At 72.2% G+C, this 22,500-nt stretch carries 24 protein-coding genes; 7 read left to right on the top strand and 17 right to left on the bottom strand.

All coding sequences use genetic code 11. The features are described 5' to 3' along the window. The first annotated feature begins 32 nt into the window (after nt 1-32). Nucleotides 33-2,105, top strand: coding sequence for a PAS domain-containing hybrid sensor histidine kinase/response regulator (locus HQN59_RS08800; protein ID WP_176068199.1), 2,073 nt, complete (start codon nt 33-35; stop codon nt 2,103-2,105). Nucleotides 2,106-2,108: 3 nt separating this feature from the next. On the opposite strand, the gene HQN59_RS08805 is transcribed toward HQN59_RS08800, so the two are convergent. Then, the gene (locus tag HQN59_RS08805; RefSeq protein ID WP_176068202.1) at nt 2,109-2,561 is read right to left on the bottom strand and encodes a DUF1810 domain-containing protein; all 453 of its coding nucleotides are present in this window, start codon (nt 2,559-2,561) and stop codon (nt 2,109-2,111) included. A gap of 104 nt (nt 2,562-2,665) precedes the next feature. On the opposite strand from HQN59_RS08805, the gene HQN59_RS08810 reads away from it, so the two are divergent. Continuing rightward, nucleotides 2,666-2,998 carry a hypothetical protein gene (locus HQN59_RS08810; protein ID WP_176068204.1) on the top strand — a complete coding sequence of 111 codons (333 nt, stop codon included), beginning with the start codon at nt 2,666-2,668 and terminating at the stop codon, nt 2,996-2,998. A gap of 34 nt (nt 2,999-3,032) precedes the next feature. On the opposite strand, the gene xth is transcribed toward HQN59_RS08810, so the two are convergent. The 3 genes from xth to HQN59_RS08825 form a co-directional block, all read right to left on the bottom strand. Next, a complete protein-coding gene (gene xth / locus HQN59_RS08815; RefSeq protein ID WP_176068206.1) occupies nt 3,033-3,911 on the bottom strand; it encodes an exodeoxyribonuclease III in 879 nt (292 codons plus the stop codon). Between the two features lie 139 nt (nt 3,912-4,050). Then, the gene (locus HQN59_RS08820) at nt 4,051-4,383 is read right to left on the bottom strand and encodes a thioredoxin family protein (RefSeq protein ID WP_176068208.1); all 333 of its coding nucleotides are present in this window, start codon (nt 4,381-4,383) and stop codon (nt 4,051-4,053) included. A 19-nt stretch (nt 4,384-4,402) separates the two neighbouring features. Then, nucleotides 4,403-5,242 carry a hypothetical protein gene (locus HQN59_RS08825; RefSeq protein WP_176068210.1) on the bottom strand — a complete coding sequence of 280 codons (840 nt, stop codon included), beginning with the start codon at nt 5,240-5,242 and terminating at the stop codon, nt 4,403-4,405. 127 nt (nt 5,243-5,369) lie between these two features. Between HQN59_RS08825 and HQN59_RS08830 the strand changes: the two genes are divergently transcribed. After that, nucleotides 5,370-5,834, top strand: a complete 465-nt coding sequence (locus HQN59_RS08830) for an NUDIX hydrolase (RefSeq protein ID WP_176068212.1) — start codon at nt 5,370-5,372, stop codon at nt 5,832-5,834. Between the two features lie 128 nt (nt 5,835-5,962). Beyond that, complete coding sequence (locus tag HQN59_RS08835; RefSeq protein WP_176068214.1) at nt 5,963-6,331, top strand: hypothetical protein; 369 nt, start codon at nt 5,963-5,965, stop codon at nt 6,329-6,331. A gap of 233 nt (nt 6,332-6,564) precedes the next feature. Here the strand turns inward: HQN59_RS08835 and HQN59_RS08840 are convergent, their stop codons facing one another. Genes HQN59_RS08840 through HQN59_RS08860 form a run of 5 tightly spaced genes read right to left on the bottom strand, consistent with a single transcriptional unit; the run spans nt 6,565 to nt 11,129 of the window. Continuing rightward, a complete protein-coding gene (locus HQN59_RS08840) occupies nt 6,565-7,317 on the bottom strand; it encodes a haloacid dehalogenase type II (RefSeq protein ID WP_176068216.1) in 753 nt (250 codons plus the stop codon). A gap of 10 nt (nt 7,318-7,327) precedes the next feature. Beyond that, the gene (locus HQN59_RS08845) at nt 7,328-9,541 is read right to left on the bottom strand and encodes a cyanophycin synthetase family protein (protein WP_176068218.1); all 2,214 of its coding nucleotides are present in this window, start codon (nt 9,539-9,541) and stop codon (nt 7,328-7,330) included. After that, a complete protein-coding gene (locus HQN59_RS08850; protein WP_176068220.1) occupies nt 9,528-10,442 on the bottom strand; it encodes a cyanophycinase in 915 nt (304 codons plus the stop codon). Before HQN59_RS08850 ends, HQN59_RS08845 begins: the two co-directional genes overlap by 14 nt. After that, nucleotides 10,439-10,870 carry a hypothetical protein gene (locus HQN59_RS08855; protein ID WP_176068222.1) on the bottom strand — a complete coding sequence of 144 codons (432 nt, stop codon included), beginning with the start codon at nt 10,868-10,870 and terminating at the stop codon, nt 10,439-10,441. Before HQN59_RS08855 ends, HQN59_RS08850 begins: the two co-directional genes overlap by 4 nt. Continuing rightward, nucleotides 10,863-11,129 (bottom strand): hypothetical protein, encoded by a 267-nt coding sequence (locus HQN59_RS08860; protein ID WP_176068224.1) that lies wholly within the window; start codon nt 11,127-11,129, stop codon nt 10,863-10,865. Before HQN59_RS08860 ends, HQN59_RS08855 begins: the two co-directional genes overlap by 8 nt. A 225-nt stretch (nt 11,130-11,354) precedes the next feature. On the opposite strand from HQN59_RS08860, the gene HQN59_RS08865 reads away from it, so the two are divergent. Together HQN59_RS08865 and HQN59_RS08870 are read left to right on the top strand one after the other, a co-directional pair. Then, a complete protein-coding gene (locus HQN59_RS08865) occupies nt 11,355-12,089 on the top strand; it encodes an SGNH/GDSL hydrolase family protein (protein ID WP_176068500.1) in 735 nt (244 codons plus the stop codon). A 150-nt stretch (nt 12,090-12,239) separates the two neighbouring features. Next, nucleotides 12,240-13,376 carry a sensor histidine kinase gene (locus tag HQN59_RS08870; RefSeq protein ID WP_176068226.1) on the top strand — a complete coding sequence of 379 codons (1,137 nt, stop codon included), beginning with the start codon at nt 12,240-12,242 and terminating at the stop codon, nt 13,374-13,376. 108 nt (nt 13,377-13,484) lie between these two features. Here HQN59_RS08870 and HQN59_RS08875 read toward each other — a convergent pair whose 3' ends face one another. From HQN59_RS08875 to HQN59_RS08895, 5 genes are all read right to left on the bottom strand, one after another. After that, entirely contained in the window at nt 13,485-13,970 is a 486-nt protein-coding gene (locus HQN59_RS08875) for a Dps family protein (RefSeq protein WP_176068228.1), read from the bottom strand. A gap of 288 nt (nt 13,971-14,258) precedes the next feature. Then, a complete protein-coding gene (locus HQN59_RS08880) occupies nt 14,259-15,557 on the bottom strand; it encodes an HD-GYP domain-containing protein (protein WP_246294772.1) in 1,299 nt (432 codons plus the stop codon). A gap of 69 nt (nt 15,558-15,626) precedes the next feature. Beyond that, nucleotides 15,627-16,205 carry an acyl-homoserine-lactone synthase gene (locus tag HQN59_RS08885; RefSeq protein WP_342451161.1) on the bottom strand — a complete coding sequence of 193 codons (579 nt, stop codon included), beginning with the start codon at nt 16,203-16,205 and terminating at the stop codon, nt 15,627-15,629. Between the two features lie 90 nt (nt 16,206-16,295). Continuing rightward, the gene (locus tag HQN59_RS08890) at nt 16,296-16,667 is read right to left on the bottom strand and encodes a DUF4902 domain-containing protein (RefSeq protein ID WP_176068231.1); all 372 of its coding nucleotides are present in this window, start codon (nt 16,665-16,667) and stop codon (nt 16,296-16,298) included. A gap of 129 nt (nt 16,668-16,796) precedes the next feature. Beyond that, nucleotides 16,797-17,510 (bottom strand): autoinducer binding domain-containing protein, encoded by a 714-nt coding sequence (locus HQN59_RS08895; protein ID WP_176068233.1) that lies wholly within the window; start codon nt 17,508-17,510, stop codon nt 16,797-16,799. Nucleotides 17,511-17,855: 345 nt separating this feature from the next. On the opposite strand from HQN59_RS08895, the gene HQN59_RS08900 reads away from it, so the two are divergent. After that, nucleotides 17,856-19,142, top strand: a complete 1,287-nt coding sequence (locus HQN59_RS08900) for a M20/M25/M40 family metallo-hydrolase (RefSeq protein WP_176068235.1) — start codon at nt 17,856-17,858, stop codon at nt 19,140-19,142. Nucleotides 19,143-19,284: 142 nt separating this feature from the next. Here the strand turns inward: HQN59_RS08900 and HQN59_RS08905 are convergent, their stop codons facing one another. From HQN59_RS08905 to HQN59_RS26505, 3 genes are all read right to left on the bottom strand, one after another. Beyond that, nucleotides 19,285-21,531, bottom strand: coding sequence for a helicase-related protein (locus tag HQN59_RS08905; RefSeq protein WP_176068237.1), 2,247 nt, complete (start codon nt 21,529-21,531; stop codon nt 19,285-19,287). A gap of 186 nt (nt 21,532-21,717) precedes the next feature. Beyond that, nucleotides 21,718-22,254 (bottom strand): superoxide dismutase family protein, encoded by a 537-nt coding sequence (locus HQN59_RS08910; RefSeq protein WP_176068239.1) that lies wholly within the window; start codon nt 22,252-22,254, stop codon nt 21,718-21,720. Nucleotides 22,255-22,305: 51 nt separating this feature from the next. Next, nucleotides 22,306-22,428, bottom strand: coding sequence for a hypothetical protein (locus tag HQN59_RS26505; RefSeq protein WP_259372710.1), 123 nt, complete (start codon nt 22,426-22,428; stop codon nt 22,306-22,308). Nucleotides 22,429-22,500 lie beyond the last annotated feature (72 nt).

Raw genomic sequence — 22,500 nt, forward strand, 5'->3', positions numbered from 1 at the left:
CGCCCGCAACCCAGCCGGCGGACTCCCGCCCCATGGATCCCGACGACGTGCAGGCGATGCAGCTCGAGTGCGCCGAGCTGCGCGCTCGCCTCGACGAGGCCGAAGCGACGCTCGCCGCGATCCGCGGCGGCGACGTCGACGCCCTCGTCATCGGCGATCACGTGTACACGCTCGACAGCGCCAACGCGGCGAGCAACTCGCTGCGCAAGGACGTGCTTGCGCAGATGCAGGACGCGGTCGTCGCCTGCGACGACGACGGGCGCGTGATCTACATGAACCCGGCGGCGGAGCGCCAATACCGCCGCAGCATGTCCGAGGCGCTCGGCCACCCGCGCCGCGAGCTGTTCACCGAGACCTGGACCGACGCCGCCAGCGAGGCCCGCTCGCTCGACAGCCTCCAGCGCCACGGCACCTACCGCGCGCACTCGATCCACACGCGCAGGGACGGCAGCCGGCTGCACGTCGAGGCCACGGTGTCACGCCTCGAAGGCGCCGACGGGGCGTCGATCGGCCATCTCGCGGTGATCCGCGACATCAGCGAGCGCGTGCAGAACGAGGAGAGCCTGCGCGCGGCGACCGAGGCGCTCGCGCGGCGCGAGCGCCAGTTCGCGACGCTGGTCGAGAACTCGCCCGACGTGCTGGCGCGCTTCGATCGCGAACTGCGCCACCGCTACGTGAGCCCGGTGGTCGAGCGCTACACCGGGCTGCGGCCCGATCAGTTCATCGGCAAGACCAACCTCGAGCTCGGCATGGACGCGGCGCTCGGCGCCCAGTTGTCCGAAGCGGCCGAGCGCGTGTTCCAGACCGGGCAGGTCGGGCGCACCAAGTTCCGCGTGCGTGCCGTCGACGGCACCGACGCGGTGTTCGAGGCGCGCATCGTCCCCGAGTTCGCCGACGACGGCGGCATCGAGTCGGTGCTGTCGATCGCCGCCGACGTGACCGAGCAGGAAGCCGTCGACGCCGCCCGGCGCGCCGCCGAGGCGTCGCTGCGCGAGTCGGATCGCCGCAAGGACGAGTTCCTGGCGACGCTCGCGCACGAGCTGCGCAACCCGCTCGCGCCGATCCGCAACGCGCTCGGTCTGATGCGCCTCAGCACCGACGGAGCGACGCACGCGAACGCGCGCGCGGTGATCGAGCGCCAGCTGCTGCAGATGGTGCACCTCGTCGACGACCTGCTCGACGTCGGCCGCATCAGCCAGGGCAAGCTCGAGCTGCGCCGCGACTCGGTCGACGTCGCGGCAGCGGTGCAGGCGGCGGTCGAGACGAGCCGGCCGCTGATCGATGCCGGCCGGCACCAGCTCACGATGCATCTGCCGCCGCCGGGCGCGCTGCGCGTCGACGCCGACGCCACGCGGCTGACGCAGATCGTCGCGAACCTTCTCAACAACGCCGCCAAGTACACGCCCGAGGGTGGCCGCATCGAGGTCGCGGCGACGCGCGATGGCCCCGATGCGCTGATCAGCGTCAGCGACAGCGGGGTCGGCATCCCGCCCGACATGCTGCCGCAGGTGTTCGACATGTTCGCGCAGGTCAACCGCACGCTCGATCGCGCGCAGGGCGGCCTCGGCATCGGCCTCGCGCTCGTCAAGCAGCTGGTCGAGCTGCACGGCGGCAGCGTCGTCGCGTCGAGCGCCGGCGACGGCCGCGGCTCGACGTTCACGGTGCGCATCCCCGCCCTCGATGCACCGCGCGAAGGCGACCCCGGCGCACCGCTCGGCGTCGCGGCCTGCGAGTCCGAGGGCGAGTGCCGGGTGCTGGTGGTCGACGACAACGTCGACAGCGCCGAGAGCCTGGCCAAGGTGCTCGAGCTGCTGGGGTTCCAGACCCGGACCGCGTTCGACGGCGGTGAAGCCGTGCGCATCGCGGCCGAGTTCGAGCCCAAGGTCGCGCTGCTCGACCTCGGCCTGCCGGTGCTGAGCGGCTTCGAGGTCGCGACGCGGCTGCGCGAGGCCGACCCGGCGGTGACGCTGGTCGCCATCAGCGGCTGGGGCCAGGCCGACGATCGACGCCGCTCGGCGGCGGCCGGTTTCGACCATCATTTCGTCAAGCCGGTGGACATCGACGCGCTGCTGCGCGTCCTCACGCGAGCTCGCCAGCCGGCCTGACGCTCAGGTCCGCGGGCGTCCTCGCTGCTCGCGCAGCAGCGCGAGCGTCGCCGCATCGGGCGCGCCGTCGAAGAAACGGTCGAGCGCGGCGGCAAAGCGCTGCTCGTCGGGCGCCACGAACGCGAACAGCGTCAGCGACGAGCGCAGCTTCAGGTCGTCGGGCGAGCCGAAGATCTCGTGCGCGCTGCCGCCCGGCAGCGCGAGCAGCGCGTCCACGCATTCCCGCAGGCGCCGGCCGAGCAGGGCGTGGTCGAGGTAGGCGCGCGCCTCGGCTGCCGAGGCGATGCCGTAGTGGCGCGCCGTCGCGCTGCGCCCGAGCGACGTCAGCTGCGGAAACACGAACCACATCCAATGGGTGGTCTTGCGCCCGGCACGCAGCTCGGCGAGCGCACGTGCGTGCACCGGCGCCTGTGCGACGACGAAGCGCTGCAGGTCGTGCGGGTCGTCGGGAGTCATGTGGGCTTGCGCATGAGCGGGAGCGGCGATTCTGGCCGTTCGCGCCGACCCGCGGCGTCGGCGCCTTTGCAGGCGCGCAACGCGGCGCGCCAGAATCATCGGCCATGCCGCGTGCGCCGCGCCTCCGCTACCACGTCTACGTCGTCGAGCTCTCCGACCGGGTGTGGAACGAGGCGCGCTTTCGCGCCGCCAACCCCGACTACCAGCTCGGCAAGCCGTTCGTCTACGTCGGCATGACCGGGCTCGACCCGGACCTGCGCTTCGACCGCCACAAGGCCGGGATCAAGGCCAACCGCTACGTGCGCGACTACGGCCTGCGCCTGGTGCCCGCGCTGTACGAGGTCTACAACCCGCTGCCTTACGACGGTGCGCGCGAGATGGAGGTCGAGCTCGCGATCGGCCTGCGCGAAGCGGGCTACGGCGTCTGGCAGGCCTGACCGACGCCGGCGGCGTCCGCGCCGCGCGGACCGCTCAGGTGAGGCTGAACGCCGCGGGCGTGCCGGGCGCGCCCGCCGCAGCGCCAGGGTTGGCCGCCTCCGCAGTGCCGGCCGAACCGGCATCGCTCGTCGCACCGGCACCGTCGAGCACGACCCAGGTCGGCGCGTGGTCGCTCGGCTTCTCGCGGCCGCGCACCGCGCGGTCGACGCCGGCGTCGACGAGGCGCGCCGCCGCCGGCGGGTTGAGCAGCAGGTGGTCGATGCGCAGCCCGGCATCGCGCGCGAAGCGGTCGCGGAAGTAGTCCCAGAACGTGTAGACCGCCTTCCCGGGATGGCGCGCGTTGATCGCGTCGAGCCAGCCCTGCGCGAGCAGGCGCCGGTACGCCTCGCGCGATTCGGGTTGCAGCAGGGCGTCGTTGCGCCACGAATTGGGTGAGTAGATGTCCTCGATGCCGTCGGTGGCGACCACGTTGTAGTCGCCGACCAGCAGCACCGGGCGTGCCTCGCGGATCAGGCTGGCGGCGTGCTCGATCAGGCGCCCGAACCAGGCGAGCTTGTAGGCGAACTTCGGACCGGGCTGCGGGTTGCCGTTCGGCAGGTAGATCGACGCGACGATCATCCCGGCGACCTCGGCCTCGAGGTAGCGGCTGTGGGTGTCGTCCGGGTCGCCGGGCAGGCCGCGCCGCCGCTCGACCACCGGCGTGCGCGCGAGCACGGCAACGCCGTTGAAGCCCTTCTGGCCGTGCCAGACCGCGTGGTAGCCGGCGGCCTGGATGGCGAGCGCCGGGAAGGTCTCGTCCGACGTCTTGAGCTCCTGCAGGCAGGCGACGTCGGGCCGCGCCTCCTCGAGCCACTCGAGCACCCGAGGCAGGCGGCTGTTGATTCCGTTGACGTTGAAGGTCGCGATCTTCATGAGGGCTGGATTGTGCGCATGCCGCAGGCCGGTCGGCCGCGACGCCCTTCGCGCACGTACGGCCGCGCAGACCGCATGCGGCGGGTGTCGAGGAAGGCGGCCGCGCGCGCGGCCGAGCCGCACGCGCGCGGTCGCCGTTTCAGCCCTTCGGATCGATCTGCTCGAAGGCTTGGTCGAGCGCGGCAGCCGTGTTCGGCCGCACCACGCGCGCGACTTCCTGGCCGTCCTTCAGGAACACCAGCGTCGGCCACAGCTTCACGCGAAAGCTCCGGCCGAGCGGCCGCCCGCTGCCGTCCTCGACCTTGATGTGGCGCACGTCGGGGTGGCCGGCGAACGCCTGCTCGATCAGCGGCTGCGCGGCGCGGCAGAAGCCGCACCAGGCGGTGCCGAACTCGATCACCGTCGGTTCGGCCATGGCGTCGACGGCGCTGCGCGCCGGCTCGGGAATGGTGAAGGCCGTCGTCATGCCCATCGCGTGCTCCTCTCGGCGTTCAGTCGCGGCCGCTGCTGCCGTCCTTCAGGCGGTCGCGCGGCGCATCGTCGACTGGGCCGGTGACCACCTCCGACACGGCGCGGCCGAGCGACTCGAGCGGGCCCTCGTCGCGCTTGGCGTCCGCGGGGCCCAGCGTCTCGGCCCCGGTTCCGGAGCCGGTCACGTCGCCCACGTGCGGCGGGTGCGCCGAGCCGGCCGGACCACCGCCGAAGCCGTGCGCGTCGTCGATGCCGCCGTCGCGGCTACCCGCCCCGGCCGAGCGGTCGGCCGACGCGGCGGCGCGTGCCTGCGCGCTGCCCTGACCGCCGCCCGGACCGGCGGCGTTGCCGCCCGACCCGCCGGTCGTCGAGCCTGCGGACGCGCCGGTCACCGACGCGCCGCTCGCTGCATGTGCGTCGAGCGACCCGGTGGCGCCCCCGGTGCCGCTCGATCCGCCACCCGCCCCGGTCGAGCCCGCGGTCAGCGCCGCGCTCCCGGCCGACTCGGCCGAGGTCGCGCCGATCGCCGAGCCGCCGCTGCTCGTGCCGTCGCCCATCGCACCGACGGATCCGCCGCCGCGGCGTTGCCCGTTCGGGTCGCCCGGTGTCGGCGCGCCGATCGCGCCGGGGCCGCTGCCGGGCGCGTCCTGGCCACCACGATCGACGCGCGGCGTCTCCGCGCCGACCGCGTTGCCGGTCGATGCCACCGCGACCGCGTCGGTGTCGCCGCGCTCGCTCGAGCGCTGCAGCGCGTCGGCTGCGCCGCCGACCATGTTCTGCGCCATGCCGCCGGTGCCCGGGCCGGCCGGGTGCTTGCCCGCTTCGCCCATCGGAATGGCTTCGTCGTTCGTCGTCGTCATGTGTCGATCTCCAGAAGGCTCGTGCCGGTCGTTCGGCAATCCGTGCGCCCGTGCCCCGGCGCGGGTGGGGCGGCGGCGTTCGGTTCCGCACAAGCTCGACGCGTCGGCCGCCTACGATGCGCGAACGATGTCGCCTTCTGCCACGCGCCGGACCAGCTGCGGCGTCCTCGTCTTCCACTCGGCCGGTGCGCTGCTGCTCGGCCACGCGTCGGGAACGCCGCGCTGGGACATCCCCAAGGGCATCGCCGAACCGGGGGAGTCGGCTCTCGAGACCGCGCTGCGCGAGACGCGCGAGGAGACCGGCCTCGATCTCGCCGACGCGCTGCTGCTCGACCTCGGGCGTTTCGCCTATCTGCGCGACAAGGACCTGCACCTGTTCGCGACGCGGGGCGACGACGTCGTCATCGAGCGCTGCGTCTGCTCGACCGCCTTCCGCGATTCGCGGGGCCGCATGCGACCCGAGTTCGACGCCTTCGCGTGGGTGCCGTTCGATGCGGTGCCGCAGCGCGTCGGCAAGAGCCTCGCCGCGCTGCTGAGCGGACGCGTCCCGCTGCCGGCGACGCTGCAGCGGCTCGTCGACCCGGGCGGGTAGGGGACTTCCGACGCACGGAGCCGGCGTTGTCGCCCCGTCGGCAGGGCTGTCCTCCGCTCGCTGCTGCGCCGTTCGGCGTCGAGACTGCGTGAGCGGCAGCACCCGCTGCCACCAGAACGGGAGAAGTCATGAACGTCGCCAGCAAGATCGTCCTCGCCCTCGTCGCTGCCGCCGCGTGCAGCGTCGCCGCCGCGCAGACCTATTCGTCGGACGCCGACCGGCGCGCCGCCAACCGCGAACAGGCGCTCGAGCGCTGGCGTGCGCAACAGGGCACGACCCAGGACAGCCGCTCGGACCGCCGCTACGACAACGATCGTCGCGGCAAGCCGAGCGCGATGCAGTCGGTGCGCAACACCACTCACAAGGCGGCGCAGTCGACGCGCAACTTCACGCACCGCCAGCTGCAGAAGTCGCGCGCCTTCAAGGCGCGTCAGGACCGCCGCGGCAACCCTGGCCCGACCCCCAGCGTGCACGAGCCGCGCGCGATCGGTCGCTGATCGCACTGCCGGCTCGGCCGGCACCACGCCGAAGGGCGAGGCCTGCGACTGGTGACGGTCGCGGGCCTCGCGTGCTTGCGGCTCGCGCGGCGCCGGGTGCAGGAGTTCCGAATCGAAGCTTTGCGGAGCGGGCAAGGCAAAGGCAGTGGGGAGAGCCTCCAGCGCAAGCGCGGAGGAGGCGCTTGGCACCGACGCTCGGCAGACTGCGTGGGCGCGACGTCGCGGCGCAGGCGCTACGCGCCCCCGGCCGTCTCGCCGCAGCCGAGCACTTCCGCGAGCTCCATGAGCGAGCCGACGCTGACGTCGACCGGCACGCTCGCCGCCGCTTCGCCGCACCCGGGCCCGTGCTCGTCGGGACGGCCGACGAACGCGGTGCGCAGGCCCGCCCGGGCCGCCGCCGCGAGGTCGGACGAGTGCGCGGCGACCATCATCACGGCGCCCGGCGCGCAGGCGAACGCGTCGGCCGCGCTGAGGTAGACGACAGGCTTGGGCTTGTAGTCGCGCGCGAACTCGGCACCGAGGATGGCGTCCCAGACGAGGCCGTTGCGGCGCGCAAGGTCGACCATCAGCGCGACGTTGCCGTTCGAGCACGGCGCCACGCGGTACCTCGTGCGCAGCCGCGCCAGCCCTTCGGCGACGTCGGGCCATGCATCGAGGCGGTGCCATGCCAGGTTGAGCTCGACGCGCGTCGTCTCGTCGACGCTCGAGCCGAGGCCGAGACGATCGAGCACCCGATCGAGGTTGAGCCGGTGCAGCACGTCGAGCTTGCTGAACGGCAGCGCACCCGAGCGCACCGCTTCCATCGACGGCTGGTACTCGGCGCGCCAGGCGTCGGCGAACGCGAGCGCGTCGACACCGGGGCCGAGCAGCCGCGTGACCTCGCGCGCGACCGATGTGCGCCAGTCGACCAGCGTGCCGAAGACGTCGAAGACCAGCGCGTGAATGTCGAAAGCGGGGTGGTCGTTGCGGGCGCCGGGGTCTTGCATCGCACGTAGGCTACACCGCCAGTGCTTCGCGCTCGGCGTGCGTGGGCGCCGCGTCGCAGTCGGGTTCGCCTGCTGCGTCGCGGCCGCTCGACGTGAACGCGGCGAGCTCGCGCGCCACGTGCTCGGCCGGTGCGCCGAGCGCGAGCAGCGCCGCGCATGCTGCCATCGCCTCGGCAACGTGCCGGCGCGCGCTGCCGCCGCGCGTCGGCGGCAGCGCGCTCACGGCGACCAGCGGTACCTGCCGGGCGCCCTCGGCCCAGGTGAGCATGCCGTCGCGCTCGTACACGCCGCGTCCGCCGCCGCCGACGTGGCGTGCGAACACGCCGTCCTCCGGTCGCAGCGAGAACCAGACGATCTCGGCGCCACGACGTGCCCGGCCCGCCAGGGCCGCGCAACGCACATCGTCGGCGTTCAGCACCACGACGCGGCGCGTCGCCTCGACCAGCACGCCCTGGACGCGCGCCAGCGTCGCCACGCCGTGCTCGCCGACGCGCTCGCGCTCGACGCCGAGCACGACGCCGACGTCGCAGCGGTCGATCGCGAGCCCGCGCTTGAGGATGCCGGCGCAGGTGGTCTCGAGCAGCGCGACCTCGACCTCGGGCGCGGCGAGCACGCTGCGCGCCATGTGATGTTCATCGGCGTCGCCGTCGAGCACCCGCTCGCCGCCGATCCGCACGCCGTCGCTGCACGCGACGCCGGTGACGCGGCCCATGCGCTGCAGCACGTCGGCGACGGCCAGCGCGACGGTCGTGCTGCCGCCGCCGGTGATCGCGAGCACGGGAATGCGGCCGTTGCCCTCGGGGAACAGCGACTCGACGATCGCGCGACCGACCGCGCGCGGCTCGCCCTGGCTCGGGTGCTCGTGCATGCGGATGCCGGGGGCGGCGTTGACCTCGACGATGGCGCCGCGCTGCGCGCCGAGCGGCTCGCCGATGTCGCTGCAGACGAGGTCGATGCCGGCGACGTCGAGGCCGATCGTGCGGGCTGCGCGCACGCAGGCGCGCTCGGTCTCGGAGTGCACGAGCGCGGTCACGTCGGCCGCGGTGCCGCCGGTCGACAGGTTCGCGTTGCCGCGCAGGCGCACCACGCGCCCGGCGGCCGGCACCGCGTCGGCGTCGAGCCCGTGGCGCGCCAGCTCCTCGAGCGCGGCAGCATCGAGCCGGATCGTCGTCAGCACGTTGCCGTGACCCTCGCCGCGGCGCGGGTCGCGGTTGGCGGCGTCGACCAGCGCACGCACGCTCGAGGCACCGTCGCCGACGACCTCGGGCGGGACGCGGCGCGCCGCCGCGACCATGCGCGCACCGACCACCAGCACGCGGTAGTCGTCGCCGGCGATGTGCTCCTCGACAATGACGCTGCGGCCGTGCGCCTGTGCGCGTTCGAACGCGGTGGCGAGCGCGCCATCGTCGGCGACGCCGGTCGTCACGCCCTTGCCCTGGTTGCCGTTCAGCGGCTTGACGACCACCGCGCCGCATGCCGCGTGGGCGGCCGCCCGCGCCGCGTCGAGCGTCTTCACGACGCGACCGCGCGGCACCGGAATGCCGGCCTCGGCGAGCAGGCGCTTGGTGAGCTCCTTGTCGCTCGCGATGCCGACCGCCACGTGGTTGGTCCGGCTCGTCAGGGTCGCCTGGATGCGCTGCTGGCGATGGCCCCAGCCGAGCTGGAACAGGTTGGCCTCGTCGGTGAGGCGCAGCACCGGGATGCGGCGTCGCTCGGCGGCCTCGACGATCGCGCGCGTGCTCGGGCCGATCGCGCTGCGCGCGACGAGCCGGCGCAGCTCGGCGAGTGCCGCGGCCGAATCGAACGGCTCGGCGCGCGCGGTGCGCTGAACCAGGTCCACGGCCGCGTCGATCGCCGCCGACGCGACCGCCTCGGCGCGGTAGCTGACGACGATGCGGTAGTGCCGCGGCATGCCGCGCAGGTGACGCGTCTTGCCGAAGCCGACCGCATGCCCGGCGAGCACCTGCAGGTCGATCGCGACGTGCTCGACGATGTGCGCCATGTACGTGCCTTCGTGCAGCCGCTCGACGAAGCCGCCTCGGCGGCGCCGCGAACAGCGGTGCTCGGCAAGGCTCGGCAGCAGCGCGAGCAGGCGATCCACGAAGCCGGGGATCGCGGTCGAGGCGACGCCGTCGAGCTCCTCGAGGTCGACGATCGCCAGAAAGCACGGGCGGCGCGAGTGGACGTTCGGGCCGCGCAGCGCGCGGCGTTCAGTCACCCGCATCGTGGCCTCCCGCGCGTTCGGCGGCGTCGCGGATAGACGCGATCGCCCCGATCGCTTGCCTGAGGCCGCGCGGCACCGGTCGCGACGCCGGCTCGCCGGCGCCGGCATCGACGTCGTAGCGCGCGCCGGCAGGCAGCAGGTGCAGCCGCACGTTGACGAGCTCGAGGCTCTCGTGGCGCGCGGCGTCGATGTAGTTGGTGAGCATCTCGCGGCCGTCGACGACGGTCACCGCGCCCTGGCCGATCACCTCGATGCCGCGCCCGGGCCGCACGATCAGCGCGGTGTCCTCGTCGATGCCGGCGCCGAGCAGGTACGGGTTCTGCGCGATCACCGAGAGCAGGCGCCCGAGGCGCTGCCGCTCGGAGAAATGCTGGTCGATGATGACCCGGCTCACCAGGCCGAGCCCGGCGCCGAGGTGCACGGTGCCCTTGGTCGGCAGCGGGTTCGCCTTGCCTTCGGTCAGCATGTGCGCCGACATCGCCGACGCCCCGGCGCTGGTGCCGCCGATGCAGGCGCCGCGCTCGCGCAGCGCCCGGTGCATCGCCTCGTCGATGCGGGTGCCGCCGATCAGCGCCAGTAGCCGCTTCTGGTCGCCGCCGGTCATGAAGATGCCGTCGGCCTCGTACAGCTCGCGCGCGATGCGCTCGTCGCCGGCGTCCTCTCGGCTGGCGATGAGGGCGGTGCTGCGCTGGCGCACGCCGAGCGCCTCGAACGCCTCGTCATAGAGCGCCCACATCTCGTCGTGCAGCGTGCTCGCGGCAGTCAGCACGAAGATCCGCGCGTCGGGGCCGCCGCAGAGTTCGACGAAGCGCGACAGCACGAGCTTGTCGTTCTTGCGGTCCTCCCCGCCGCCGACGATGAAGAGGTGTCCGCGGTGGCCGGACGGGTCATCGGTGGTCATGCGGGAGGCAGGCAGGTGGGCGTCGCGCGCTTGCTCGCGGCCGCGTGGGAGGTCGGCGTGACCCCGATGAGGCCACCGTGGCGGCGCGTCGCCTCCTCCGACGAGAGCAGGTCGTTCCACCGGCTCGCGAACACGTGGTCGGCGACGCCGGGCAGCGTCGGCTCGGCGCCTTGCAAGCGGCGCTGCGTCTCGCGATGCGCGGCGCCGGCGCGGCCGGGCACCGGGCCGCTCCCGGCGTTGCGACCGCCGGCGTCCTCGAGCACGCAGACCGTGGCGAGCGCCGCGGCGAGTGCGTCGCCGTCGCCGGCGAGCACGCCGCGAGCAGCCGCGGCTGCCGCCCGGCAGCCGCCCTCGTGGCTCTTCGAGTTGTCGGCTCCGCCTTCGACGACGATCGCGCCGCTTGCTTCGCCTCTCGCCGAGTCAGCCATCGCACCACCCGGCGAGGCGCGGGTAGCTCGAACGGGCGACCATCAACGGTGCCGGGCGACCCTGGTGGCGTGCGCGCCGCGGGGCCGCCAGGAATGCCAGGCGCGGGCGGCGATAACCGCTGCGCTGGCGCCGGCCGGTCTGCGGCACGAGCGTCAGCCCGTGCGCGGCGCCGCGCGTGCGCACGCCGGGTGAGGAATCGTCGGAGCCAGGGATCACGGTGTGCTTTCTGGGTGGCGCACGCGGCGGGTGCAGGTTCATGCAATCGGCGTGGCGCTGCAACGGCAAGGCGCGTACCCAGCGCCGGCGACCTGACGCGTCCGCCGATCGGTTCGTTCGCCGGAGCGAGACCCCTGCAGCGTCGCGATGCGAGGCCTGATCGGCCAGGCCCCGCCGCAAGCCCGTATGGAGCCTGCATGCGACCGCGCCGCCGTACGGCGGCACATCGATTGCCGTCGCCGCGCCACGACGTCCTTCGTGAACCACATGATCAACCGACGGCAATGGATCGCCGCGGCGTCGGCGGCGCTGCTCGCGCGACCGCTGCTTGCGCGGGACCGCCGCTCCATGCACGTGACCACCCTCTACACCTTCGGCGACTCGGTGCTCGATTGCGGCCACTACAACGTGCACGGTGTGCACCCCGGCCAGCTGCTGGTGCGCAACGACGATGCGCTGTTCCCCGAATTCCGCGGGCGCGACCTTTCGTCGCGGGGCCCGGCGCGCCTCGCGCACCGTGCGGTCGACGGCGCCACCGTCGACGGGCTCGAGCGCCAGCTCGCCGGCGTGAAGAAGGGCGCGGGCGAGGTCGCGATCGTCAGCGTTGGCGGCAACGACCTGCTGCGCGGCCTGGCAGCGGACGGCGGGGCGGGCATGCAGCGCTTCGAGGCGACTTACGAACGCTTCCTCGGCGCGCTGCCGATTCGGCCCGTGATCCTGGCGAGCGTCTACGACCCGACGTTCGGCGACGACAGCCGCAACTTCCTCGGCGTGCCGGCACCGGTCGCGCGTGCCAACCACCGGCGCGTCAACGCGATCATCGCCGAGCTGGCGCAGCGCCACGGCCGGCTCGCCGACGTGCACGCCCACTTCCTGCGCGGCGATGAAGGCTGGTTCACGCGAACCATCGAGCCCAGCCTCGTCGGCGCGTCCGAGGTGCGGCGTGTGTTCCTCGACAACCTGGCCGCGCTCGAGCCGCCGCTCGCGCGCCGTGCGCCGTGAGCGGGCTGTCGGTGCCGATGCCGATGGGTGCGACGGCGAATCGAGGTCGGGTGCTAGCCTTCACGGTCGCACTCGCGAATCGCGGCCTGCCGAGCTCCGTCAGGCGCGCCGGCTTGCCCGCGCCTGTCATCGCATGAGTGTCTGCCAACCATGAGCTTGAGCGCGTTCATCGTCGCCCACGAGAACGAGATCCTGGCCGAGTGGGTCGCCTATACGCGCACGCTCCTGCCGGCAGCGTCGACCCTGTCGGAAGGCGTGCTGCAGGAACACGGGCGTGCCGTGCTGCGCGGAGTGATCGCCGAGATGGCGGTCGAGCGCAGCGCTGCCGAGCTGACCGAGCAGTCGCGCCGCACCAGCCCCGCAGAGCCCGAAAGCGCGGCGGCCGTGCACGGCACGATCCGCCAGCTCGTCGGCTTCGACCCGGTGCAGATGGTCGCCGAGTTCCGCGCCCTGCGCGCCAGCGTGCTGCGTCTCTGGAGCGCGGCGCCGAGGAAAGGCGACCCGCAGACCAGCGTGGCAGAGATCGCCCGCTTCAACGCGGCGGTCGACCAGGCGCTGGCCGAGTCGGTCGAACGCTATTCGGCCGAGGTGGCGCGCTCGCGCGACATGTTCCTCGCGATCCTCGGCCATGACATGCGCGGGCCGCTCTCGGGCATCAGCATGGCCGCCGAACTGCTGATGGTGCCGGGCCTGGCCGAGCCGCTGCGGCTGAAGACCGCGATGCGGATCCGGCGCGCAGTCGGCGCGATCGGCCACCTAGCGTCCGACCTGCTCGAGTACACGCGCAGCCGGCTCGGCGCTGGTATTCCGGTCGAGCGCTCGCCGTGCAACCTGCGCCAGATCTGCGAGGAGGCGCTCGACGCGGCACGCGGCAGCCATCCCGACCGCCACTTCGAATCGCATTGCGAGGGCGACCTGCAGCTGCAGTGCGACGCGCGCCGGATGGCGCAGGTGCTCGGCAACCTGTTCAACAATGCCGTGCAGCACGGCGCCAGCGAACGCCCGATCGTCCTCGAAGCCACCGGAGGGCCCGACGCCGTGCGGGTGCGCATCACCAATTTCGGCGCGCCCATTCTCGAAGACCAGCTGCAGGTGATCTTCGATCCCATGGTGCAGCTCGCGCCCGTCGAGGGGGCGCCGACACGGCGCGGCAGCAGCCATCTCGGGCTCGGCCTCTACATCGTGCGCGAGATCGTGCGCGGCCACGGGGGCAGCGTCTCCGTGACCTCTTCGGAGGAAGAAGGGACCCGCTTCAGCGTCGAGTTGCCGCGCGTGCCCGCGGAGTGACGCCGCGCGCGGCGGCGCGGGCTGGCCGACGGCGCAAGCCCGCGCCGGCTGGCGCAGGCACGACGACGCGAGCGCGATCGCCCGGTCCGCGTCGTCGATGCTCGAGGGCTATTCGAGCAGGCTGCGCAGCATCCACGCCGTCTGCTCGTGCACCGCGAGGCGCTGCGTCAGCAGGTCGGCGGTCGGCTCGTCGTGCGCGTCGTCGGCGGTCGGAAAGATGCCGCGCGCGGTACGCGCCACGCCCTCGTGGCCCTCGACCAGGATGCGCACCATCTCGAGCGCTTCCGGCGGTGACTGCGGCACGTCCTTCAGCGACGTCAGCTGGGCGAACTGAGCGTACGAGCCCGGGGCGGGGTGGCCGAGCGAGCGAATGCGCTCGGCGATGGGGTCGACCGCGTTCCAGAGTTCGGTGTACTGCTCCATGAACATCACGTGCAGCGTGTTGAACATGGGGCCCGTCACGTTCCAGTGAAAGTTGTGGGTCGTCAGGTACAGCGTGTAGGTGTCGGCAAGCAGCTTCGACAGACCTTCGGCGATGGCCGCACGGTCCTTGTCGTCGATGCCGATGTTGATGCGCGGGGCTGGCTTGGGCATGGAAAGGGTCCTCGGAAAAGAACGAACCTGAAAGGCTACCCGGATCGACGCGAGGCTGTCACCGGGCCGCGCGCCCGAGAAGCAAGCGGCGCGCCTTCGGACTGCCGGAGCCCATGAGTGTCGAGAGAAGTCGGCGCCGCGGCGTCGAGCGCCTGCGGCTGCATCGACCACGCCGATGACGCGGTCGCCTCCGACCTTCCGCCGGTGCGTGCGTCAGCGAGCCGGCTGCGATCTTGCAGCCCATGGCTGGCGCCATCGGCGCTGCGGCAGCGGCGCTGAAAGCGCCCGTCAGGCGAGCGGACGACCGGCCGCCTGCGCGAGGTCGGGCGGCGGCGGTGCCGGCTCGAAGAAGTAGGCCACTCGACGCGGCGGGGCCAGGAACTCGAGCGCGGCCGCGGGGAGCTGGCTGGGCTTGAGGCTGCGCCGGATGCCCAGGCCCGGCTTCGCGGCCAGGTCGACCAGCTCGGCGTCGGCGCGCGCGACGCCCGCCTCGTGGATCAGCACCGCCGGGCGGAGCGGCCGCATCGAGTTGACCGAGACGACCAAGCCGAGACGGTCGTCGGTGAGCTGCACCGTCGAGCCCGGCGGATAGACGCCCATCATGCGGATGAATGCGCTCAGGATCGAGATGTCGAGCTTCGCGCTGCGCTGGGTGAACAGGAGCGAGAGGGCTTCGTGCGGCGTCAGCGCCTGGTCGGCGAACGGCGGATTGCAGAGGTTGTCGTAGCGGTTGACGAGCGCGAGCACGCGCGCCGGCACGCTCATCTGCTCGCCGCTCAGTCCTTCGGGAAAGCCGCTGCCGTCGACGTTCTCGTGGTGCTGCGCGATCATCCGCGTCGCGCCTGCGCTCAGCCCCATGCGCTTGGCGAGCGCCACGCCCTCGGCGACGTGCTCGTCGTGCACGCGCCCTTCGACCGGGCCGATGTCGGCCTCGGGCCCGCGCACGCGAGGCTGGCCCAGCGCCTTGCCGACGTCGTGCAGGATCGCCGCGACGCCGAGGTCGAGCATGTCGGCTTCGGTCAGGCTCAGATAGCGCCCGAGCAGCAGCGCAAGCACCGCCACGTTGACGCTGTGCATCGAACCGGGCTCGCCGGCGCGCTCGGTGAGCACGCGGATGTTGAGCTCGCCCTCGATCAGCACCTGGTCGAGTAGGGTGCGCGTGATCGCCTCGGCGAGGTCGCGCGAGTCTTCCGGGAAGCGCGTCGCAAGGTCGGTGGCTTGCTTGCAGGCGCGCGAGGCCTCGTCGAACTGGCGCTCGGCGCGCGCCGCGGCGCCGAGCTTGGCGTCGAGGAGCGGCACGGGCTCCTCGGCCGTGAGTGGCGCGGCATCGGGTGCAGGGGCGTCAGGCGCCATCGCCTCCGGCGCGCTCGCCTCGACTGGCGCCGCCGACGCCGGCTCTGCGGCCGGAGGCAGGTCGCTGCGGGCCGGGTCCCAGCGCACCTGCGCGACGCCCAGGCCGCGGATGCGGGCGAGTTGCGCCTCCGACGTGATCTTGAAACTGCTGCGTGGGAATGGGTGGCTCATCCAGCCGCCGTCGAGATGCACGAACATGCCGACCCGCAGCGCGTCGACCCCGATCGTTTCCAAGGTCGGTGCTCCGGGGTTGCGGGGGCCTCCCTTGCCGGGCAACGGCGAGTCCTGTGACGTTACGGTGCGTCAGTGCGACGACGCGGTGGGCTCGTCGATCTCGATCAGCGCCGCAAAGAGCGGGTGGCCGTCGACGATGCAGGGCGGGGCGGCGCGGTGGGCGATGAACCCGGCGCGTCGCAGCAAGCGCTCGACGCCGAGGGGCGAGACCGTGATCAGGCGCTCGGCACCGCGCGCGGCCGCCGCGCGCAGCGTCGCACGCAGCAGCGCCACGGCGATCGGCGACGAGAACTGCGACATGGCGCTGCTCGAGCGCGCCGTGAAGTCGACCGCTGCGAAGCGCGACAACTCCCAGACCGTCGGCGAGTGCGGCAGCGGCTGCTGATGCAGCAGCTGGGGGAACACCTCGCCGAGCAGATAGGGCCGCGTCGTTGGCAGCAGCCGCGCCGTGCCGGCAACTTCGCCGGAGTCGTCGCGCGCGACGACGTACACGGTATCGGGTCGATCGAACTGGTCGAGCTCGAGTCCCTCGTGGGCGTTCTCGAGATTCCAGCCGAGCGTCTCGACGAAGACCTGATGGCGGAACCGTGCCAGCCCAATCATGATCTCGGACGAAAGACCACCTGAAGTGCCTGCGATGAAGTCCACCTTCTCTCCTTATGAGCGTCGGTGGATTGAACCGAATCGGCTCTGGGCCGGTAACTAGCAACCTTTATAGGTTGGCACGCCCACTATCTTCTAGCAGTATCGATTGTTTACGGCGATCTTCGTCTCTTCCTGCCACGGCAGGGCATCGACGACCGTGCCGAGCACCGCTTCATTGCGCGCCCATGCATACGGATGCTGCGCCGCGTCGAGCAGCAGCAGGTTGCTGCGCGGCGGCCCGATCCGCAGCCAGCGCTCGTCGGCGACCAGCCAGTCCCAGCCCACCGTCACCGGCGGCTCGGTGCTCGCGATCCATTCGGTGTAGCCCGAGATCGTGGTGCGGGCGCCGCAGCGTTCGTCGAGCGCCGGTGCCTCGTCGTCGAGTCCGGAGATGAGGTGGGTGAACGGCAACGCCAGTACGTCGTCGATCGTCATTCGCAGGAAGCCGTCTTCAGTCGGATGCATGGGAACCTCTCGGGAGCGCGACGCGGCGAGATGCGGCGCCGGTTCGCGGCATTGGGCCACAGGCGATGCCGCCTGGGCACTCCCAAGCTTTGCAGGTTCCGACCGCCGGCTGTTAGCGGTCGTGTCAGGCTAATTGAGCAGGCCGAGCATTGCCGCCTTGACCGCGGCTGCGGTGCGGCTCGTCGCGTTGAGCTTGCGCATGGCATTGCTCACGTGAAAGACCACGGTGCTGCTCGAGACGTCGAGGATGTCGGAGATCTCGGGCGCGGTCTTGCCGTCGGCGGTCCATTGCAGGACTTCGATCTCGCGTGGCGTGAGCGCCGACTCGATGCGGTTGAGCTGCGGCGAGATGCGGCGCGACAGCGCGACGTGCGCGATGTTGACCAGCCAGCGCATGCGCAGCTCCTTGGCCTCGAGCTCGACCGGCGTGAGCTCCTCGTCCGACCGCGCCAGAGTGACCATGCCGCCGACGCCGTGGCCGTCGAGGCTGGACTGCACCCAGCCGACGCGCAGGCCGTGGTCGCGCGCCTCGTCCCAGAGGTCGCGCGCGGTCGCGAACAGGTCGTCGCTCCAGAGCACCGGCGCCTGACTGCGCCGGCCGTGCAGCACCGTCGGGTCGCGCGACAGGTAGTCGGCGGCGGCATAGCGCTCCTGCCAGGCCGCGGGGTAGTTGTTGAGCATCACCGTCTGCGGGCGGGTCACCGGAATCGGCACCCGCAGGCCATACGCGCAGTACGGAAAACCGAGCGCCTCGGACGCGACCCGCAGGTGCCCGAAGATCTCGTCCTCCGAGATCTGGGAGTCCTCGATGGCCAGCAACATGTCTTCCTGCCACACGTGCATGAAAGCTCCCCCTCGTTCGCCTCGATCGATCGGACCGCTCGTTGGAGCCTGTCGCGACAGGGTCGCCGGCGTGGCCGGTGCCGTCGGCCCTTGAAGGGCTTCTTTCGACAGACAACGCATGCATTGTTACATCGGAAGCCGCGCCGGCGGAGGCTTCGTACGCCTGGATACGGATACGTGAACGCGTGACACATGCGTCGAGCCGGCGGCCGTGGACGACGCGTTTTCATCCGCTCGACATAATCGGCCGCCCCGGTCGTCGCGGCGCGGCGCCGGCGGCCTCCGACGCCGCGCTCCTCGCGCCATGCCGATCCCGCTCATGAAACTCCCCCGCCAGACTGCCCCATGAACCCGAATCTCCCCTTGTATCGCCGCACGGCGCTCGCGCTCACCTTCGCCGCGCTGTTCGCTGCCGGAACCGCGACGGCGGCGCCCGTGGCGCCGGTGCACGACCTTGCCAAGCAGGAGCAGCAGCCGCTCCTGGACACGCTGCGCGACCTCGTCTCGATCGAATCGGGCAGCAAGGACATTGAAGGCGTCGAGCGCATCGCTGCGCTGGTCGCCGAGCGCCTGCGCCAGCTCGGCGGCAAGGTCGAGGTGATCCAGCCGGCGGAGGTCTACCGCATGGACGACACGCCGCCAAAGGTCGGACCGATGGTGCAGGCCGAATGGCGCGGCACCGGCACCAAGAAGATCATGCTGATCGCGCACATGGACACGGTCTACCTGCGCGGCATGCTCAAGGACCAGCCGTTCCGCGTCCAGGGCGACCGGGCGTACGGCCTCGGCATCGCCGACGACAAGCAGGGCGTCGCGCTGATCGTGCACACCGTGGCCATGCTCAACAAGCTCGGCTTCAAGGACTACGGCACGCTCACGGTGCTGATCAACGGCGACGAGGAGATCAGCTCGCCGGGCGCGCGCAGCACCATCACCCGGGTCGCATCGACGCAGGACGCCGTGCTGTCGTTCGAGGGCGGCGGCACCGACGGCAGCTTGCGTCTCGCGACCAGCGGCATCGGCGCGGCCTACCTCAGCGTCGAGGGCAAGTCGTCGCACGCCGGTGCTCGTCCCGAAGGCGGCGTCAACGCGCTGTACGAGCTCTCGCACCAGCTGCTGCAGCTGCGCGACCTGTCGCAGAACGACAAGGGTCTCAAGCTCAACTGGACGGTCGCCCAGGCCGGGACCAACCGCAACGTGATTCCGGCGCAGGCCACCGCGCAGGCGGACGCACGCGCGCTGCGGGTGGCGGACTTCGACCAGCTGCAGGCGACGCTGCAGGAGCGCGTGAAGAAGCAGCTGATCCCCGAGGCCAAGGTGCAGCTCAAGTTCGAGGTTCGCCGTCCGCCGCTCGAGGCGAGCGCGGCGTCGCGTCGCCTCGGTGCGCTCGGCCAGGCGATCTACGGCGAGCTCGGAGTGCCGATGAAGGTGATCGACGTCGCGACCGGCGGCGGCACCGACGCAGCGTTCGCGGCGCTGCAGACGCGCGGCGCGGTGGTCGAGGGCTTCGGCCTCAGCGGCTTCGGCGCGCATTCGAACGACGCCGAGTACGTGCAGATCGAGACGATCGTGCCGCGCCTCTACCTGGCGACGCGCGTGATCATGGACGTGTCGCAGGACAAGGCGAAGTAGAACGCTCCTAGGTTGACAGCGCGGTGGACACCGCGCGGTCGCGGTCGATGCGATGACCGCGGCGTTGCATGCCGGCGCTTGGTCGACCCGGCTCGCATGGCAGCGCGTGTCGGACAGCAGCGTCCGCACGCACGCCGTGCTCTCAGCGGCGCCGCATGCCGCGTCGCATCTGCGCCAGCGGCCGCTTGCCCTTGAGCTGGCGCTCGATGCCGTTGTTGAGCTCTTCGCGCAGGGCGAGCACCTCGTCGACGTCCCCGTACACGCCTTCGAAGCGCAGGTCGAGCCAGAGCCACAGCGTGCACGAGCGCAGCGCCTGCTCCATGCGGTCGAGCCGGCTGTGGCCGTCGACGTCGCGCAGGAACCAGGGGCTGCCGGCGCGCCCGGTGCTGGCGTGGCTGCTGCTCCAGTCGAGGAACTCCTGCACCTGTGCATCGGTTCGGGTGTCGACCGGCGCCTGCGCGTAGACGAAGCGCTGCTGCAGGCTGAGGCGCGACGCCCTGCGATCGAGCTGCTCGGCGAGTTCCAGCATCTGGTCGAGCTCGGCGACCTGGAAGTGCGCGTTGTCGAGCTTGAGCTGCTCGACGAAGACGCCGAGCACGTCGCGCAGGCGGGTCTTGCCGAGGCGCGTCGCGATGGTGTCGACGTGCCACGCGTTCGGCGCGACGGGCGCCTTGAAGTCGGCCGGCGCACGAGGCGGCGTGGCGAGCAGCTCGCGCAGCTTGCGCAGCGAGCCCGGCTCGGAATCGGCGAGCACGCCGGCGAAGCCTTCCTCGTGGATGCCGTAACGCCCGGCGCGGCCGGCGATCTGGTGCGCCTCGGACTCGCTGAGCGGGCGGTCGCCGACGCCGTCGAACTTGGTGACGGTGCTGAACAGCACGCGCCGGATCGGCAGGTTGAGGCCCATGCCGATCGCGTCGGTCGCCACCAGGATGTCCGACTCACCCTCGGCGAAGCGCTCCGCCTCGCGGCGCCGCACCTCTGGCGGCAGCGCGCCGTAGATCACCGACACCGGGTGCCCCGACGACGCGATCTGGTCGCGCAGCATCAGCACGTCGCGCCGGCTGAACGCGACGACGGCGTCGCCCTTCTGCAGCGCAGGCAGCGGCACGGCGTGCGGCAGCAGTTCGACGTGCTGCATGCGCTCGAAGCGGCGCACCGTCGAGCGCTCGCCGCAGAGGCCGAGCAGGTTCTGGATCGCCGGCACCGCGTAGCTCGAGCAGATGATGATGACCTCGTCGGCCGGCACGCCGACGATGGCCTGGGTCCAGGCCCAGCCCCGGCTGGCGTCGAAGATCATCTGCGCCTCGTCGATCACGGCGACGTCGATCGGCCGGTTCGTCGCGACCATCTCGATCGTGCTCGACACCAGGCCGGCGCCGGGCGCCGGCACGTTCTCCTCGCCGGTCAGCAGCGAGCAGGCGACACCGCGCGCGACCAGGCGATCGCGGCCCTCGAGGGCCAGCAGGCGCAGCGGCGCGAGGTAGGCGCCGGTGTGCGCCTTGGCGAGCCGCTCGAACGCCGCATGCGTCTTGCCGCTGTTCGGTGCGCCGACGTAGAGCGTGATCGTGCGCTGCAGCCGGCGCGCGAGGACGAAGGTGTCGGGGTAGCCCTGAAACGCGAGCTCGCTGTTGAGGCCTTCGAGCGTGTCGAGCTCGACCGCGCGCTGTTCCCAGCGCTCCTGCGCGCGGCTGCACGCGGCGAGCAGCGCCTGGATCGGCTGCGGCCGGTCGCACTCGGCCTGCAGGCGCGGCTGCAGCGAGTCGAGATAGCGCGCCGGAAAGGTCAGGCTGCGCGCGACGAGGGCGTCGAGGTGCGCCCGCAGCGTCTCGGCGTGCGGGTAGGCCGGCGCCGGCCCGAGCGAGGCTTCGAGCGCCGGCAGGTCGCCGCTGCGGTAGAAGTCCCAGATCGGACCCGCGTCGACCGGCGTCTGGAAGCGGACCGTGATCTGCCAGTCGACGTTCTGCATCGCGAGGGCGCGGCTGTGCGTGCGCCGCCACTCCGCGCCGTCGCGGAACACGCCGAGGGTGTCGAGGGTCGCCGTGCGTTCGAGCATCAGCGCCCGCACGGTCGGCCCGTTGCCGACCGCCGCGAGGTGGGCCAGCGCGATATCGATCAGGCCGGGCGCGATCCAGCGGCTCGGCCGCGCGCCCGAGACCGCCTTCTGCAGCTGGATGTAGCCGAGGCGCTCGAACACCGCGTGCGCGCTCGGGTCGGCCTCGCTGGCGATGCCGCAGTCGCCGGGCGTGACGACCTGGGGGAGGTTGTACGCGGCACGCCGGATGCGGTTGAGCTGCTCGGGTCCGACGTGGGCCGGCAGCCGCGCCAGGTGGCGCGGGTCGGGAAGCTCGAAAGCCGGCGGAGGGGTCGTTGACGTCGGGGCCGAAGGCATGCGGGTGGTGCGCCGCGGAACGGGCACATCGCCAGGGGCAATCGGCAGGCCGTCGCTCGAGGCGGCGTGGTCGATGCTTGAGGTGGAAAACGAGGAGCCGCCGGTGCGGCTCACGCCACTCGCCGCGAGCTGCAGCGCGACGGCCGGAGGCTCGGCCGGCGCGTGCTGCGCCGGCTGTGGCGCCGCTCAGCTCGCGCTGATCACGCCGCAGGCGAGGCGGCCGCCGGCGTTGCCGGTCGGCTGCGTCGCGTAGTCGTCGGGCATGGCGTGCACGATGACGCCCTTGCCGACGATGTCGGTGGCAGCGCCCGTCTTCAGGGTGCCGTCGATCTGGAACGTCGCGCTCGCGTTGCCGCTCGCGTCGGACTTCAACGACGGCATGTCGCCGCGGTGATGGGGGCCGCTCTGCGGGCCGTGCGGCTCGGCCGTCGGGTTGAAGTGACCGCCGGCGCTCATCGCGTCGGGCGACGAGCAGTCGCCTTTCTCGTGGACGTGGAAGCCGTGCTCCGAGTTCGGCTTCAGCCCGCTGACGCGCGCGTCGACCTGCACCTTCGAGCCCACCTGCGAGAAGCGAACCGTGCCACTCGTGCTGTTGCCCGCGGTCGGCTGCAGCCGTGCCGTGGCCTCGGCCGACGAGGCCGGCGCCGTCATGCAGCCGGCGAGGGTCGCCAACGTTCCGGCGGCGGTGAGCGCCACGCCCGTCCTGATCCAGCTTGCTGCCATCGTTGCTCCTGCGTTGCCTTGGGGAGCGGCGATCCTAGCAAGCTCGATCGTTCACGCCGTCGCGAGCAGGATCGCGCTCAGCGTCGAGAGCACGAGGACGAGCGGGAAGGCGATGCGTGGGCGCCAGGCACGCAGGGTCGGGCGGACCGGACGGAAGAACGAGAGCTGCAACATGGTGACGCACTGTAGGCACGGCCGGGCCCCTCGCGAATCCACCGGATGTGGGACGGGGGCCCCGCCCGGCAG

This window comes from Rhizobacter koreensis (genome assembly GCF_013366375.1).
Classification (GTDB): Bacteria; Pseudomonadota; Gammaproteobacteria; order Burkholderiales; family Burkholderiaceae_C; genus Schlegelella_A; species Schlegelella_A koreensis.